Origin of the sequence: Saccharopolyspora sp. NPDC050642 (genome assembly GCF_040654735.1) — a bacterium.
Classification (GTDB): domain Bacteria; phylum Actinomycetota; class Actinomycetes; order Mycobacteriales; family Pseudonocardiaceae; genus Saccharopolyspora; species Saccharopolyspora elongata.
This window is the reverse complement of record NZ_JBFAIN010000050.1, coordinates 1-16,143: the sequence shown is the minus strand read 5'-3', so window position 1 is coordinate 16,143 and position 16,143 is coordinate 1. Positions and strand designations below refer to the sequence as shown.

At 66.9% G+C, this 16,143-nt stretch carries 13 protein-coding genes; 5 read left to right on the top strand and 8 right to left on the bottom strand.

Annotation, left to right across the window (positions count from 1 at the left end; translation table 11 throughout):
* Positions 1-66 precede the first annotated feature (66 nt).
* Complete coding sequence (locus AB0H93_RS39725; protein ID WP_358580997.1) at positions 67-1,365, bottom strand: acyl-CoA desaturase; 1,299 nt, start codon at positions 1,363-1,365, stop codon at positions 67-69.
* Positions 1,366-1,487: 122 nt separating this feature from the next.
* Here AB0H93_RS39725 and AB0H93_RS39720 point away from each other — a divergent pair, with 122 nt between their 5' ends.
* From AB0H93_RS39720 to AB0H93_RS39710, 3 genes are all read left to right on the top strand, one after another.
* Complete coding sequence (locus AB0H93_RS39720; protein WP_358580995.1) at positions 1,488-1,667, top strand: hypothetical protein; 180 nt, start codon at positions 1,488-1,490, stop codon at positions 1,665-1,667.
* 182 nt (positions 1,668-1,849) lie between these two features.
* Positions 1,850-2,278 carry an NfeD family protein gene (locus AB0H93_RS39715; RefSeq protein ID WP_358580993.1) on the top strand — a complete coding sequence of 143 codons (429 nt, stop codon included), beginning with the start codon at positions 1,850-1,852 and terminating at the stop codon, positions 2,276-2,278.
* A gap of 10 nt (positions 2,279-2,288) precedes the next feature.
* Positions 2,289-3,533: an SPFH domain-containing protein gene (locus tag AB0H93_RS39710; protein WP_358580990.1), complete on the top strand. Its 1,245-nt coding sequence runs from the start codon at positions 2,289-2,291 to the stop codon at positions 3,531-3,533.
* Positions 3,534-3,896: 363 nt separating this feature from the next.
* Here the strand turns inward: AB0H93_RS39710 and AB0H93_RS39705 are convergent, their stop codons facing one another.
* Positions 3,897-5,258, bottom strand: a complete 1,362-nt coding sequence (locus AB0H93_RS39705; RefSeq protein WP_358580987.1) for an SGNH/GDSL hydrolase family protein — start codon at positions 5,256-5,258, stop codon at positions 3,897-3,899.
* A gap of 267 nt (positions 5,259-5,525) precedes the next feature.
* On the opposite strand from AB0H93_RS39705, the gene AB0H93_RS39700 reads away from it, so the two are divergent.
* Positions 5,526-5,744 carry a hypothetical protein gene (locus tag AB0H93_RS39700; protein WP_358580985.1) on the top strand — a complete coding sequence of 73 codons (219 nt, stop codon included), beginning with the start codon at positions 5,526-5,528 and terminating at the stop codon, positions 5,742-5,744.
* A gap of 49 nt (positions 5,745-5,793) precedes the next feature.
* Here the strand turns inward: AB0H93_RS39700 and AB0H93_RS39695 are convergent, their stop codons facing one another.
* The 6 genes from AB0H93_RS39695 to AB0H93_RS39670 form a co-directional block, all read right to left on the bottom strand.
* Complete coding sequence (locus AB0H93_RS39695) at positions 5,794-6,639, bottom strand: hypothetical protein (protein ID WP_358580982.1); 846 nt, start codon at positions 6,637-6,639, stop codon at positions 5,794-5,796.
* Positions 6,640-6,971: 332 nt separating this feature from the next.
* The gene (locus AB0H93_RS39690) at positions 6,972-7,802 is read right to left on the bottom strand and encodes an alcohol dehydrogenase catalytic domain-containing protein (RefSeq protein ID WP_358580979.1); all 831 of its coding nucleotides are present in this window, start codon (positions 7,800-7,802) and stop codon (positions 6,972-6,974) included.
* A gap of 53 nt (positions 7,803-7,855) precedes the next feature.
* Positions 7,856-8,371 (bottom strand): fatty acid desaturase, encoded by a 516-nt coding sequence (locus AB0H93_RS39685; protein WP_358581099.1) that lies wholly within the window; start codon positions 8,369-8,371, stop codon positions 7,856-7,858.
* Positions 8,372-8,672: 301 nt separating this feature from the next.
* Complete coding sequence (locus AB0H93_RS39680; protein WP_358580977.1) at positions 8,673-9,077, bottom strand: amidohydrolase family protein; 405 nt, start codon at positions 9,075-9,077, stop codon at positions 8,673-8,675.
* Positions 9,078-9,647: 570 nt separating this feature from the next.
* Positions 9,648-9,860, bottom strand: coding sequence for a hypothetical protein (locus AB0H93_RS39675; RefSeq protein ID WP_358580975.1), 213 nt, complete (start codon positions 9,858-9,860; stop codon positions 9,648-9,650).
* Positions 9,857-15,628, bottom strand: coding sequence for a PA14 domain-containing protein (locus AB0H93_RS39670; RefSeq protein WP_358580973.1), 5,772 nt, complete (start codon positions 15,626-15,628; stop codon positions 9,857-9,859). The genes AB0H93_RS39675 and AB0H93_RS39670 overlap by 4 nt, the downstream gene beginning before the upstream one ends.
* Before the next feature lie 45 nt (positions 15,629-15,673).
* Between AB0H93_RS39670 and AB0H93_RS39665 the strand changes: the two genes are divergently transcribed.
* Positions 15,674-16,143, top strand: a 470-nt coding sequence (locus tag AB0H93_RS39665; protein WP_358580971.1) for a class I SAM-dependent methyltransferase, incomplete at its 3' end; no start/stop codon positions are given.

Sequence of the window (16,143 nt, the reverse complement as noted above, 5' to 3'; positions counted from 1 at the left end):
ACATCAACTCGTTGTCGATCGCCGCCGCCGACAACGCCGACCTGCCTGGAACCACGGTGGCGGCCTTCACCGGACAACCCTCCCGTGTCGTCGCATGGACGGGTGTCGCAACGGCATGCCGACCGCGTGCAGGTGCCGCAGCACCTGGGCGTAGGAGCTGAGCAGATCGCACTGGCTGTACGGAACTCCGCGGCTGGTGCAGAACCGGTGCACCAGCTGCTGGGCATGTCGCAGATTCGGCCGAGGCATGCTCGGGAAAAGGTGATGTTCGATCTGGTAGTTCAAACCTCCGAGCAGGAAGTCCACGAACCGGCTCCCGCGAACGTTGCGGGAGACGAGCACCTGCTTGCGCAGGAAGTCCAGCCTGTCTCCCGCGGACAGGGTCGGCATGCCCTTGTGGTTGGGCGCGAACGCGCACCCCATGTACACACCCCACAGCCCCTGGTGCACCGCGATGAACACCACCGCCTTCAGCGGCGACAACACCAGCAACACCACCACCAGATAACCCACCACGTGCGCGGCGAGCAGCAAGGTTTCCACCCGGTGCGCTTTCACCTCCCGCCGCAGCACGGCCCGGATGCTGTGGACGTGCAGGCCGATCCCCTCAACCGTCAGCAGCGGGAAGAACAGGAACGCCTGGTACTTCGCCATCCACCGGACGACGCCGCGCTTGGCGCGGGCCTGCTCGGCGGTGAACGCCAGAGCCTGGATCTCGATATCGGGATCAGCGTCCTCGTGGTTCGGGTTGGCGTGGTGGCGCCGGTGCTTGCCGACCCACCAGCCGTAGCTGATCCCGATGAGACACCCGTGAACATGCCCTATCAGGTCGTTCGCCCGGCGCGTGCGGAAGATCTGGCAGTGCCCGGCATCATGTCCGATGAAAGCGAGTTGGGCGAACGCTCCAGCGAACGCCATTGCCGTGAGCACCTGCCACCAGGAGTCGCCAAGCACGATGAACGCTGCGCCGGCAGCCGCGAGCAACCCTCCGTTGATGGCCATCTTCGCCGCGTAGTAGGCGCGGCGACGATTCAGCAGGCCGCATTGCTTGATCAACCGGGCCAGCTCGGCGAAATCACTGCCTCGCCCTGCGCTCCCGTCACCGACCGGGCGTGCCTCCCTCCGGCGGTGTTCACCCGAAGTCCCGAAATCTCCCCGCGAGATGCGCTGCCGCGCCGACTGCCTTCCACCACCAGTGAGCGGCGCATCGGAAGTCATGATCGCCGCCCCCCCCTTACGACCGATCGACATCCGCCTTCCTGGGTGCGCTCGGGAACCTGAACCCAGCGCGCGAGTTGCCGCGGGACCATCGTGCCCCTGTACTGGCGACGTCACCACACGAGTACCCAGGCGCACGGCCGTCACACGAGTGCCGCCGTTGCTCGGCGAAGGGCAACCAGCAGCGTGCCGAACTACGCTCGGGAACAGCAGAGGACAGGAGCCTGCACTGGCGACGACGTCGGTGCGGTTCGGATGAGGAGTGCGCGATGAAGCCCCCCGAGGAGTACGCAAAGTCGACCGAAGAGGCCCTGCAGCAGGCGAAGGACCACTCCACCGCGGAGATCCGAGCGGCTCGTCTGACCGAGGCCGCGGTGTGGGCACGCCTGGCGCAGGCAGCCGCAACGGTCTACGCCGCCGACCAGCAGAGGGCCAGCGAGCGGGCCTGACCCGGCCCAGACACGCCACAACGCCGCCACCGAGCACGACCGTCGACGCGGCCCCAGAGACCACCTCATCCAACGGTTCGCGGCGCGGCCTCCGGCATCTTCCTTGCCCACCAGGCCCTCGGCTGCGTCGTGGAGGCGGTTTACGCCGGCCACGGCCTTGTTGCGTCTGTCACCATGAATGCATGGTCGCGCTGCTGTGGTTGATCGCAGGCGTGGTCCTGATCGGGGCCGAGGTCGTCTCGGGTGAACTCGTGTTGCTGATGCTCGGCCTCGCGGCCATCGGGGCTGCCGGAGCAGCGGCGTTGGGAGTGCCGCTAGGCGTCGATGCCGCCGTGTTCGCCCTACTGGGACTGGGACTGATCTTCGTCGCCCGGCCCGCGCTGAAGCGACGGCTGAACCGCGGTCTCGAGCTGAAGACCAACGTGGAAGCGCTGATCGGCAAGAAGGCCGTCGTCGAATCGACCGTGGATGCCACTCGCGGTCGGGTGCGCATCAATGGCGACGTGTGGTCTGCCCGGGCATTCGACGAAACCCAGGTGCTGGAGACCGGCCAGACGGTGATGGTCATGGACATCTCCGGGGCCACCGCCGTCGTGTGGGCCGAACCCTGAGGAGGCTGACGTGGACCCGTTCGGACTGATCGTCCTCGCTGTCATCGTGCTGCTGGTCCTCGTGATCGCGGTGAAGACCGTGCTGGTGGTTCCGCAGGCAACGGCGTCGGTGATCGAACGGCTCGGCCGGTTCCGCAACGTGGCCGAGCCGGGCCTGAACTTCCTGGCGCCGTTCCTGGACCAGGTACGCGCCCGCGTCGACCTGCGCGAGCAGGTCGTGTCCTTCCCGCCGCAGCCGGTGATCACCCAGGACAACCTGACGGTGTCCATCGACACCGTGGTGTACTTCCAGGTCACCGACGCACGCTCGGCCGTTTACGAGATCTCCAACTACATCATCGGTGTCGAGCAGCTCACCACCACCACACTGCGCAACGTCGTCGGCGGCATGAGCCTGGAAGAAACCCTGACCTCCCGCGACGCCATCAACACCCAGCTCCGCGGAGTGCTGGATCAAGAGACCGGACGCTGGGGCATCCGCGTCGCACGGGTGGAACTCAAAGCCATCGACCCACCACCGTCCATCAAGGACTCCATGGAGAAGCAGATGCGCGCCGACCGCGAGAAGCGCGCCACCATCCTCAACGCCGAAGGACAGCGGGAATCGTCGATCAAGACCGCCGAAGGCCAGAAACAAGCCGCGATCCTCGCCGCCGAAGGTCAGAAGAAGGCGGCCATCCTCGGCGCCGAAGCCGACCGCCAGTCCAGCATCCTGCGGGCGCAAGGCGATCGGGCCAGCCGCTATCTGCAGGCACAAGGCCAAGCCAAAGCCGTCGAAAAGGTCTTCGCCGCCGTCAAACGCGGCAAACCGACCCCGGAACTGCTCGCCTACCAGTACCTGCAGACGCTCCCGCAGATGGCGCAGGGAAACGCCAACAAGGTATGGGTCGTGCCCAGCGACTTCGACAAAGCCCTGGAAGGCTTCGCACGGATGCTCGGCGCCCCCGGCAAAGACGGCGTCTTCCGCTACGAACCACCGAAGGAAGAAATCCCCACCACCGCACCCGAAGATGAAGAGGAATCGATCAAATCCTGGTTCGACACCTCCACCACCCCAGAGATCGCCGAAGCCGTGCGGGCGGCCGAAGAGGTCGCACGCAAGGAAGTGCCCAGCCCGAGCAGCATCGGCGGCACTCTGCTGCCCACCCAGCGCCAAGGCGTTCAGCAAGATGAACCACAGCCGTTGCCGGGCCCGCAACCAGGTTCAGCCGAGTTGCCCGAGTCGGATTCCGCTGAACGCGACCAACGCGCCTGAGTCTGCTGGTGAGAACAGCGGTTGTGCGGCCGGCCCGCTCGCTCGTCGCTGGAGCAGGAATCCATGGGATGCCCCGGTGTGAGGGGTAATGCCAGTACCCCGTTCAGGTCCTCCCGGGCTGCTGGTATGCGGCGTTTGCTGGAGGGTGTCAGGGCGGGTTGTGCTCCGGCAGCACAGGGCAGGACCAGATACCCCTCCCCGCGCCCGGACATCTTTCCGTCCCAAGAGGACAGCCATCTTCGAAAACCGATCTGAAAACCTGACACGCGAAGCGCCGCGTGTTGCGCGTCGAAGGCGCCGAGCACGGCGCTGCGGCATCCCTCGGAGCGGACCCGGGGATGCCGCCAGCGGCCTGCCACCGGATCAGAGCTGATCGAGATCGATGCTGTTCGCGATCGCGTGGTAGCCGGTGTCGTTCGGGTGCAGGCTGTCGTCGTAGACGTAGCCGGACCGGGGCAGCCCCAGTCGGGCGGGGTCGGCCATCACACGGTCGAAATCGATGATCGAATCGAACTCACCGCTGGTCCGAATCCACTCGTTGACCTCGACGCGAACCTGCTCAGCCGCGTCCTGGTCAAAGGGGAACTGCAAACCGCGCAACGGAATGATGGTCGCGCCGACCGGTTTGATGCCGTGATCACGCGCGGCCCGGACGAGCTCCCGGTAACCCCCGATCAGCCGCTGTGCGGTCACTTCGCCATCCGGGGGGAAGCACTGCTCAGGGCTTTCGAGATAGCCGCCCAGCAGATCGTTGCCGCCCAACTCGATGATCACCGTGCGAACGCCCGGCCGGGACAGCACGTCCCGCTGGAACCGGGTGCGACCGGCCTGCCCGTAGCAAGGCGAGTCGGACAGCAACCGGTTGCCGGCGATCCCGGCGTTGGCCACGGCGACCGGGCGGTGCGCTGCAGCTAGCCGCTCGGCCAGGACGTCCGGGTACCTGCTGCTGGCACCGGAGGTCGAGCCGGCACCGTCGGTGGCAGAGTCGCCGAAGGCCACCACCGTGTTCCGCTCCGCCAGGGCGCGGTCGGAGACTTCCACGGCGGCGAGGTAGTAGGACGACTCGGTGGACTCGGTGTAGGCACCGCCGTCGCTGTCCGCCAGGTGGTCCCCGGCCGCCCGGTAGGACGTAGCGAGTCCCAGCCGGTGGAAGGTCGCCGGACCGGTGGGATCGGTGAATCGCAGCGTCACCGACAACTTCTCCAGCGGCTCGGTCGGCAGTGGAACCGGATCGCTGACCAGTTCCTGCCCAGCCGGGATCGCCACGTCCGGAGCGCCGGCGAACGTCAGCGTCCGCATCGTGCCGGGCCACACCTGGGCGTTTCCGCCGTTGGCCAGGCCTGGCCGGGAGGGATCGGCAGCGCCCGGCAGGCCGACCGACGCACCGGCCACCCGCAGCGGCGAACTGCCGTAGACGTTCGACACCCTGATCCTGACCTGGGAACCGCCGGTGCTGACCCGGACCACCTGGCGAAGCGTCTGGTCGGCGAAGCCCTGCTGCGACCAGTTCGGCCCGAGGTCGTCGTCGCCGGCCACCGGCCGTTGCGCCGCGGCCGCCCACGCCACCGCCCACTCCGGACCGGTGCCGCCCGCCCCCGCGGCTGGTTCGGTGGCCCACGGCGACGCGCAGCCGGCGGCACCGAGCAGCGAGCTCCCGGCGAGTACCGCACCAGCGAGTGCCGTGGCGGTTCTCGACGGTCGCCGGGGTGTTTTCGAGGTGGACATGGGGAAGTTCCTCCGTATCTGCGCCCTGTCGGCAGGGCGGCGTGCACTACCACCGATCTCACCGCGTCACCGGCCGCAGGTCATTACGGCTACTACCCGAAGCCCAGGTATATCTGGCCCTACCCCAGTCGCGAGCCATGGCGATCGGCGCCGACCAGTCGAGACGAACCCTTCACGAATCGGCTGCCACCTCGGTGAGCTCGGAGATGGGCCGCAACCCCGGTCGATCCGGTATCTGTGGTGCGGGACGCGCGGAGGCCGGCCCGGGTGCGCCAGCAGGGCGAGCACGCCGTTGCCGATCAGTTTGACGGTCGTTTCGTGGCCCGCGATCAGCAGCAGTTGGATGGTGCCGATCAGCTCCCGTTCGGAGAGCCGGTCGTGCTCGTCGGCGGCGACGATCAACGCGCTCACCAGGTTCGGCTGGTCGTCCACGTCGACTGCCGGGTCGTGCGCGCCCGGGTGCCCGCGGTCAAGTCGACGAGGTAGCTCTCGCGGGCCACCTTGGCCTTTTCGCGGATCGCGGCGCCTTCGTCGGTCAGCGGCGCCGAGACCAACTCCCGAGTCCAGGCCCGGAAATCGTCGCGGTTCTCGACCCTCGATGCGGCGGCGGGTGAACGCCTTGGTGGCAGGATTTGTCCACCGACAGCGGCGAGAGCAGAAAGCGCAAGGACTCGAAACGGATGCCCAGGTCGGCGGCGAGATTCCGGGCCTGCTGCACGGCCCACTGCCGGGTCGGATGGGCGGTGACGCCAGTGATGTGCAGCCGCCGCGTGCCGTGCTCGAGGAACGCCAGCGCATACAGCCTCCTGCCCAACACGGTGTCGACGTGCAGGAAGTCGGCCGCGATGATGCCCTCAACCTGCGCGGTGAGGAACTCGCGCCAGGTTGGGCCGGAGCGACGCGGGGCCGGGTCGATGCCCGCCGCGTTGAGGATTTCCCATACCGTGGATGCGGCGATCCGGTGCCCAAGACGGGCCAGCTCCCCCTGGATCCGCCTATGCCCCCACCTCGCGTTCTCTCGAGCGAGCTGCAGGATCAGCTTCTTGAGCGCCGCTCTGGTCGGCGGGCGTCCGGTGCGGTCGCGGCGCTCGGTGTAGTCCCACTTCGCGGCGATGAATCTGCGGTGCCAGGCGAGCATGGTTCCCGGGGTGCCGGGGAAGACCTCGCGCCAGCGCCGCCGGGGTATCAGCGCGGACAGGGCGGCGAACCAGAACCGGTCCGCCGGTTCGTAGCGGACCGGACCCTTGAGTTGGCGGCGTAGCACCGCGTTCTCGTGCCGCAGTACGAGTAACTCGGCGTCCCTGGAAGTGTGGCGGCGCAGCAGCACCGCCGTGACGGACAACAGCTTCCGGGTCACCTGGTACAGCAGCGACACGATCATCCGGACATGGTGCCAGCCGAGGACGCACTATCGCTCTCAGCTGCGGCGATGACTTTCCGAGCGGCACAGGTGACGGGGTGGATCATCCACAGCTGCGCGCCCACGGAGAGTCCGCCGTAGGCCACGCCCCACAGGGCGATGGCGAGAGGAAGAACAGGTTCACGCTCGGGTCGAGCCTCACGTCTGATTCAGCGTCCAGACAAGAGCGGCGGGGATAGCCATCACCCCGGCGCGGGGCACCAAAGTTAAACCAGGAGATGGGTAAAAAGGTCAAGAAGAGCACGAACGTTGCCCCTGGAGATGGGTCGACCTACTACCTTTGACCTGCGGTTTTATCGACTTCCATCGACAGAATCGGCGTAGACCCCACCTCCATCGATTTCGACGGTGATGGCGTTGCGCGCGGTGTGCCGCAGCACCTCGAACACGACCTTCCCGGATCCGGTCGCCTCGATCACAACGTCCGGTTCGCAGCCCAGATCGTCCAACGAGGTGTGGTAAGTGGCACCCAGCGCGCGCACCAGATCCGGCTTGGGCCCCTCGGTGGCGTGATCGAAAACGTGCATGTCCAGCCCGCGCTGCGCGCCAAGCAGAGCACCGAGCAGTCCGATCGGTCCTGCGCTGGTCACCAACGCGTGACGGGGAGCGAAATAGGCTCGTCTGCCGATCACGTCGGCCTGCTCCCACGCCTTGGCCACCACCGATGCAGGCTCGATCAGCACCCCCAGATCACCAAGCCCCGGGGTGACCTTGATCGCGAACTGAGGCTCGACCGTCCATTGCTGAGCACCGAATCCGTCCAGTCCCTTGATGCCGCGCTCGGTGTACTCGCCGTTGAGGCAGAAGTCCCACTGCCCCGCGGTGCACGCCTCGCACGGCAGCGGGTCCGGACGCCGGACGACGCCCACCACGTAGTCGCCCTCCTGGAAACCGCTGATCGCGGGCGCATGGACCACCCGACCCACAGATTCGTGAAAAAGAACCATCCGGTCCTGCCCCGGCGGCAAGACGCCACGCGCGCGTTCGGTGACATCACGATCAATGTCGCAGAACCCCACCCACAGGCCACGCACCAGCAGCTCCCCCGGCTGCGGCACGGGATCGGGCAGTTCGGTGACCGCCGACAACTCCGGCCTGCCTGGAACCACGGTGGCGGCCTTCACCGGACAACCCTCCCGTGTCGTCGGGTGCGCACGGACGTACGAGCAGAACGTGGCTACGAGGTGTTGCGGCTGATGGACGGGTGCCGCAACGGCATGCCGACCGCGTGCAGGTGCCGCAGCACCTGGGCGTAGGAGCTGAGCAGATCGCACTGGCTGTACGAAACTCCGCGACTGGCGCAGAACCGGTGCACCAGATGCTGGGCATGTCGCAGGTTCGGCCGGGGCATGCTCGGGAAAAGGTGATGTTCGATCTGGTAGTTCAAACCGCCGAGCAGGAAGTCCACGAACCGGCTCCCGCGAACGTTGCGGGAGGTGAGCACCTGCTTGCGCAGGTAATCCAGCCTGTCGCCCGCGGACAGGGTCGGCATGCCCTTGTGGTTGGGCGCGAACACGCACCCCATGTACGCCCCCCCGTCTCGGATCCGGCCATCCACCACCATCCCGGCGCCGCCGCGCCCCTTGAAGTAGCGGACCAGCATGTCGCCGAAGCAGCCGGTGGTGTGGCTGCCTCGGGCCTCCACGACCAGCACGTCACCTGGCATGACCTCGTCGAGCACGGCCCAGCGCAGCCTCGCTGACTGCTGAGACCCAGCTGGCGAACTCCCAGCTCTTCACCGCGATCGCGAGCGCCACAGCCACAACGATCGCTGCGGCTCCGACCACCAACGCCACCTGCTTCAGCACTGCCGTGACGATCAGTCTGCCAGCGCTCCCGCGGCCCGCATGCAATCAGCTGTTCCCACTCTGATTCCGCGATGCCTCCGTCCAAAAGCTCAAAGGTCATTTGCCAGGCCTCGCCAGTAGGCGAGGTCTGTCGGGTGGTCTGCGTGTCGGGGTGTTCCGGGCCGAGCACCTCGCCGGAATGCGCCCCTACGGCCCGTTGATGGGCGGGTTCCCAGCGTGATCAAGGATCAGCGGCAGATCGGGCAACGCGTGAGCCAGGCGCAACGCGGCATCCCACTGTGGCTGTTGGATGAGCAGATCGTAGGAAAGGTCCGCCGCCGCGAGGGCGGCCAGGCCACGCCGGACATCGGGTCGGTCCAGCCAGCACGGGTCGGGTTCGGCCAGCACGGGATGCCGGATGGCGCGCAGCAGTTCGCCACCGCGGACCGCTCGCAACGACGAAAGCCGTTGGGACACATCGGGAGCGGTGAGGTCAACCCAGCCTACGACCGCGGCGATCAATCCAGCGCTGTCGGTAGCCAGGCCCAGAAACTCAACCGTCTCGGACTCCTCGGCCAACGTCTGCACCAATACCGTCGCGTACACGCGCATCGTGCGGCCACGGTTCGCAGCTCGGGAAGACCATAGCTGCGCCGGATCGCTGACATGCCTACCCCGTCGAGGAACGGGCGAGGACGAGCCAGATCCCACAGGTGGTGGTGAGCATCGGTGATCCAGACCCTGCACCCCTGCTTCATCGAATCGCCCGTTCGCGGAAAACGTCGATCCGCTGAGCTGTAGCGCCGTCGCAGCGGCTACGACTGGCGCATCGTGACCATCGTGCCCGGGTCCTTTGGGCTGAGCACCCGCCGCTGCGAAGCCAGCACCTCCTCTAACTCACCGACGGCCCCGGCCACGTCTCCGGCCTCACCCTGAGAAAAGGCGAGGCTATGCCGAGTCGTCAAGGTGGTGGGGATGGTGCGGCCCGGACGCCTGTAGCTGGCTAGCCAACAACTCCCCCAGCTCGGTCACCGTCCCAGCCACGTCCCCAGCCCGACCCCGGCAGCTCGCAGGGAGCGAATTTCAACGACCAGACACATTGATCTGGTTCGCCTGGAACCACGACTGGCTATTTACGCATTCCGAGGGGTTCAGCATCTCGTCGAGACCCAAAATGCGCGGTCAACCACCAAGATATCGGTTCTTCTTTCGCCCCTTCTTCCACCAAAGCCATATTGCAACTCCTAGGTCGGCTGTCAATCCGACTATCGCACCGATTAACAGCGCATTGAGAAGCTCCTCAAAACTGGTTGGAAGGAGCATCAAAACCGTCAAGCCGGTGCACAACAGAAAGGCGCCGAACCAAGCGAAGAGTTCAAGCAGCTTCTCCCTCACCTGATCCTCCACATGCGCCTGGAGGTGAGCATTGTGTAGCCGAATCGGAGATGGCTCTTGAATCTCCTCGACCTGAAACCGTACTTACGGCCTGTTAGCAAGACTTTCCCGTACGAAAGTCCAACCACGCCCCGCACTGCGCCAAACGCTCCTGATGCAGCACCCTTACCCATCCAGCCCAAGACCTTCCGCTTCGTCACACGTTCTCCCGTCACACGAGAGACCATGATCTGGCCGAAACCGTTCCCTGTCGCACCAATGAGCGCGCCGGCGATTGCGACACACCCAAGGCCAGCGGTCGCTCCACACACAACCCCGGCCCCGACAGCTGCAGCAATGCCAACACCGAATGTAACCGCACTCCGTACGAAGCCCCTGTTTCTCTGAACCCACCCCTTAACGGACCTCCAACTAAACCATGCCTTGCCGTCGAGGTCGAGGCGGTTGATGGGGTCGGCTGCGGTGTAGTCGTAGTCGTTGGCGGAGCCGCCTTCGACGGGGTCAACAGACAGGAAGCGGCCGAGCAGGGGTGAGTAGGGGCGGGCTCCCATCTGGACGAGGGAGAGCGCGCCTGCGTGTTCGTAGGGGCGTTGGTGCTGGCCCAGCCAGCCGTAGTCGAACTGCCCGGTCTGGTTGTCCGGAACGTTGTCCGGGTCGACAACACCGGCCGCTGTCAGCGGTTCGCCGTAGGGGGTGTAGGTGCGCAGATCGCCGAGTTGGGCGCCGGCGGCGTCAGTGCTCAGGGTGAGGTCGCCGCGGACGGTGGGGTGATCGTAGCGCCCGATGGCGTTGCCCTGAGCGTCGAGCGTGGCGGTCCACAGCACCCCGCCGGGCAGGGAGATAGTGCGGGAAACGGCCCGCTTGTTGGCGTCCAGTGCGAGGTCTGCCGTGTCCCCATCGGCGGTGTAGCTGTAGAGCACCGCGGCCGGGGTGTCGCCTTGTGTGGTGTCGCGGCGAGTGAGGCGGCCGGTGGCGTCGCGGCCGTACGCCACCTGCGCCACGTCAGCCGGGTTGGTACTGGTGGTGCGGGCGGTGAGGTTGCGGTCGGCACTGTCCCAGCCGAGCTGGGTCGTGACCCCGCCTTGGGTGTATTGGGTGGTGTTGCCGTGGTCGTCGTAGGTGATGCCGGTGACCGGGTTGGCACCGGTGGTGGCGAGGATGCGGTCGGCGGCGTCGTAGCAGTAGCCGGTTTCGGTCGTGCCGGTACCCGTGGCGTCGATCAGCCGCAGGCGGTTGGTGTTGGCGCCGGCGTTGGGTTGGGTTCCGGTCGGGCAGCCGGTGGGGGCTGTGGTGAAGTCGTAGGTGTAGTGGTGTCCGGTCACCCACGCTTCGGTCAGTCGCCCAACGGCGTCGTAGAGGTAGTTCGGTCCGGTGGGGCGGGCGTCGACACCGGCCAGGGCTTCGTCGGTGATGGTGCCCGCTCGGCTGCGGGTCACCGTGGAGACGACTGGGGTGGCGTCGGGCTTGCGCCAGGTCAGCGACGTGATTCTCCCGGCTTGGTCTTTGCCGATCGCGGTCAGGGAGGTGCCGCTGCCGTAGTTAACCGACGCCAGTTCGCCGGCGGCGTCGTAGCCGGGCATCGCCAGCACCGTGGTGGTGGGGGTTCCGTTGACCGTGGCCAGCAGCTTGACTTCCAGAACGCGGCCCGTGTCGTCGTAGCGGTACTCGGTGGTCTGCGGCGTGTCGGCGATGTTGGGTGGTGTGACGATTTCGCTGGTGACGCGGCCTGTTTGGTCGTATCTGGTTTCGGTGCGGGTGCCGTGCACGTCGGTGTGGAGCACGGTGCGGCCTAGCAGGTCGACGCGGGTGGTGATGGTTCCCGCGGAGTCTGTGACCGAGGTGGTTTGCGGGTCGCCGCCGGCGGCGTAGTTGGTGGTGACAGTGCGGGCCGGGGCGGTGGGATTGGCCGGGTAGGACTTCTCGATGACGCGGTCGCGGGCGTCGTAGCGAGTGCAGATCCATGTGCCGTTGACCGCTTCGGCGACTACGCGGCCAGAGGCGTCGTAGACCTGCTCGTCCACCCGCGCAGGCCCGCTCGCAGGTGCTGGTGGGGTGGTCAGTTTGGCCAGGCCGCCCTGCTTGGCGGGGTCGACTTCTGCGGTGCAGGGGTTGTCGCGGGTTTCGACGTCGCCGTAGTAGGTGGTGGCGCCCTGGGCGCCGGAGGGCATGGTTTTCCCGGTCTGCCGCAGATATCCGACGCCGGGAGTCTCGTAGGCGCTGGAGGCGGTGAGTGCCAGACCGGCTGGGTCGGTGATGCTGGCGGTGGCCAGCCCGTAGATCGGGTCCACGCCGTTGTCGTTGTAGCGTGTCGTGGTGACCTTGTTGGGCACCCCGCCTGATTCGTCCTCGGTGGTCGAGGTCGTCAGCCCGTAGCGCGGCCGGAGTTGGGTTCCGGGCACGACCTGCTGGAGACCGGACGGCGTGGTCCAGTGCAGCTCGAGTTGAGCGGCGAGGTCGTACTCGTAGTACTCCACCCGAATGCGCTTGATCGCGCCCGCGGTCGGGCTGGTGACGTTGCCTTGCCGCCAGGCTGCGGTGGTGTTGCGCCAGTCGTCGATGACGATCTGGTCGTCCACCCATAGCCGCACCCCGTCATCGGCCAGCACCCGCAGCGTGTATGTCCCGGTCTGCGGGAAGACGATCTCGCCGGTGGCGCGCAGGGAGAAGTGGTCGGCCGGGAATCCCGGTACGGGTGCGTCACTGCCGAGGTTGCGGGCGAAGCTCCCGTCCGCGGTGCCGATTCCGGTGACGTAGACCTTGGGCGCTCCGGCGAGGTCGCGGTTGTCGTAGAGGGACACCGCGAGGCTGTTGATGCCGCCGTCGTATTCGGTGCGGTTGTGGTCCACAGTGGAGGCGCAAGCTGTGGTCGGAGCGAGTCCGTTGAAGCAGGGTTCCGGCGCGGGTCCGTAGGTGTCGGTGGGCCGGTCGGCGTGGTCGTAGATCGTCGTCGTCTTGCGGCCTGCCGGGTCGATCGCGGCGACAACCTGGTCCTTGACGTTCCACTCCTGCCGACTCGTCTTGCCGGTGGCATCGGTATCCGTGAGCTTCCGGTACCCGGCGTCGAAGGTGACCTTCCGCGCGAAGCCCGAGGCCGGAGCCAGCCCGGCGACATCAACCTGAGTCTCACCGCCGTTGACATAGCGGTAGGTGTTCGCTGGGCGGGCCTGGCCGGGTGCGGGCGCAGGTTGGGTTACCGACGTGGCTTTCGGTTTGCCCGTGGTGGTGTCGTAGTTGATGGCGGTGAAGACCTCGGTGCTCGACTCGCGCGTCGCGGGATCCACGGCGATCCAGTCGTTAGCCAGCGGATCGCGGATCACGTCGATCTTGCCGGCAGTGGGGCTGTAGCCGAAGTCGGTGAGTTCGCTGCCGGGGTCTTCGATCCGGGAGAGCTTCCCGGCCACGTACCACAGGCGGGTTTCGGTGCCGTCCCAGTAGGTGATGCGGCACAGCATCTGCGCCGGCGGCAACGCGTCCCCGCCAGGCGGCACCGGTGTGCCGCCGTAGCAGTCGTCGCCGGGCCGGTTGTAGTGCAGCACGTGGGAGCGACCGGAGACCGGGTCCTTGATCTCCCGCAGCCGCACCGGGCTGCCGTCGTAGATGTTCTGCAACGCCGCGGGTTTGCGGGAGTCCACGACGGAGTTCTGCGACTCCAGCTTCCCGTCGGCACGGAAAACGAACACCTCCCCGCCATCGGTCAGCGTCACGCGCCCGGCGGTGTCCAACGAGAGGACGCCGTCTTCACCGGCGGGTGGGGTGTAGCCGCCGGTGGCGGCCTTGGTCCAGGTGTGCTTCGCACCCGTCGCATCAGTCAGGACGACAGTCTGGTCGGCGACCTGCGCGGAGACGTAGCTGCCGCCGTTGCCGTCGAGATCGGCCGACAGCGTCCAGCCCTCTGACAGCGCCGGGAGGTCTTCGGTGTAGAGCCAGTCCGAGCGCACGATCTGCGACGGCACCGTCACGTCATCGGCGGTCTTGACGAACAACCGCAACCGCGCCGAACCGGCCTTCTCCGCCAACTCGGCCTTGATGGGCACGCGCTGTCCCGCTGTCAATGACACACCGGTGGCCTGGGTCCAGTTGACGTCGCTGGGGCCTTCACCGAGGTAAACCTGGGTGCCGTTGATCCAGACCGTGGTCTTGTCGTCGTGCACCCCGGCGAACAAGTAGGTGCCGGTGGCCGGGACCTGGAAGAAACCGCTCCACTGGACGATGAAGTCATCCGCCGGTAACGCCGGGGCGAACGGTGAGGTCGTGCCCCAGTCGACGTTGACCTGCGGTTCGGTGCGCACCAGCGTGGGCTGCACGCCGTCGTCGATCACCGTGTTGCGGTTGAGGTCCTTGTAGTAGGACGCGCGCAGGCCCTTGGGATCGGTCTGCTGCGAGTTGTAGGAGAACGACACCCCCGCGGTGCCGCCGACCGTGGTGAACGTCGGCGAGGACGCCTGGGTGGAGACGTTGCCGTTGGCCAGGTTCACCTCGACCGGTCCGACGTCATCGGTCGGGGACGGGCCGTGGTCACCGATGCGAAGGTCGACCTTGACATGCCCGACCCAGGACGAGGTCGTGCTGGTCAGGTTCGCCACTGTGGTGACCTGCCAGGTGTAGGCCACACCGTCCTGCAACACCCCCGGCGGAATGGTCCACTGTGGTGTGTCCAGGCAGCCGGATTCGACCACCACACCGGTCTTGGCGTCCGGGCCGGTGGCGACGCGGAAGCAGTACTTCACCGCCTCCCCATCGGCATCCGACACAGCCCCCACCTGCAAGGTCGGTGTCGTGGTCGTCACCGTCGCGTTGTCCGCCGGTGCGACCAGCGGCGCGGCCGGCGGCGCCGACCCCACATCAACGAGCAGCGTGGCGTCGAGGTGCTTGTAGGTCCACACCCCGGCCTGCTCGTGGCCGATGAGCATGAACCATGCGGTCGGGTCTCCCCGCTCCACGAGGTAGCGGATGAACCCGGTCAGGCCCTCCCCGGAGAACTGGCCGGTGTCGCCCACGTAGGTGCTGGCGACGTAGCCGCCCACGCTGTTGAAGTCGAAACCGGAGGCGTGGTAGAGGTCGGTGTTCCACGACTTCACCGAGCCGACGTATCCGGGCACCTTCCAGACGTCCAGACGCGAACCCACCACCGTCTTGCCGAACAGCGGCGAGTAGTCCACTTTGAACACGCTGCGGTTGTAGGTGTCGCCAGCGGACTGGCTGTTACCGATCCGCAAACCGCAGTTCGCGCACTCGTACCCATCCGAGCGATAAGCGCGTGAGTCGATCACGCCGAACGACATCGTCGGGTCCACGAACACCGGGTACTGCCGCTGCGGCGCTCGCAACCACTGCTCATCCGCGGAAACGGTGAGGAACCACTGCGGCCCGTCCTGGCTCAGCTCGTAGCGACCGCCGGTCATCGCGGGCGCCTTGTCGCCGCTGCCGGAGGAATCCCACACCTCGATCGGCGGCAGGACCACCTTCACCACGTCGGCTGCGTCCTTGAGCACCACACCGCCGGTGGCATCCAGTTCAGGCGCGAGACCCTCGGTGTTCAGGCGGAAACGCCACGACGACCGGCCCTGGCGCTTGAGCACGATCGTCTCTTTCACAGCGCGTGGCGTGACCTCGTAGGTCAGGTCCGTGTCCGGCTGGACATCGGAGAACGTCGCGGTATCCCGGTCGAGTCGCGCCGGTCGGTCTGCGGCCTGTTCCAGCGATAACGACGCCTTCTTACCCTCGACCTCTACGGCGACCACTGCCGGGTCGTTGGCCTTGGCTGCCACCGAGGGCTGCAGCACATGCCGCGGCGCGTGTGCCCGTGTCGATCGATGGTCGCGCTGCAGGGTGGTGTCCACCGGCTGCCACTGCCCCGCCGCGTCCTGGACGAGTACGTGACCAGCGCGCCCTCACCACAGAACGCCGTCGACCTCTTCGCCGGCGAGTGGTCTTCCCAGCTGCCCGCGCCGCTGCAGCACGTCCAGGCGGGCCCCCTTCCACTGTTCGACGATGCCCGCGTCACGTGGGCGATCGAGTGCTTCGGTGGTGTGGCGGGCAGCCGCGTGCTCGAACTCGGACCGCTCGAAGGTGGGCACACCTACCAGCTCCACGCTGCCGGCGCCGACATCGTCGCTGTCGAAGCGCAGGGCCGCGCCTACCTGAAATGCCTCATCGCCAAGGAACTGCTCGGCATGCCCCGGGCCCGGTTCCTGCTGGGCGACTTCACACCGTACCTCCGCGACACCGACGAGCGCTTCGACATCTGCTTCGCCAGCGGCGTGCTCTACCACATGCGCAACCC

Bases quoted from the DNA above. Each gene is read 5' to 3' on its own strand.
- AB0H93_RS39720 (WP_358580995.1), top strand. From the start codon at position 1,488: ATGAAGCCCCCCGAGGAGTACGCAAAGTCGACCGAAGAGGCCCTGCAG.
- AB0H93_RS39715 (WP_358580993.1), top strand. From the start codon at position 1,850: ATGGTCGCGCTGCTGTGGTTGATCGCAGGCGTGGTCCTGATCGGGGCC.
- AB0H93_RS39705 (WP_358580987.1), bottom strand. From the start codon at position 5,258: ATGTCCACCTCGAAAACACCCCGGCGACCGTCGAGAACCGCCACGGCA.
- AB0H93_RS39695 (WP_358580982.1), bottom strand. From the start codon at position 6,639: ATGATCGTGTCGCTGCTGTACCAGGTGACCCGGAAGCTGTTGTCCGTC.
- AB0H93_RS39680 (WP_358580977.1), bottom strand. From the start codon at position 9,077: ATGCGCGTGTACGCGACGGTATTGGTGCAGACGTTGGCCGAGGAGTCC.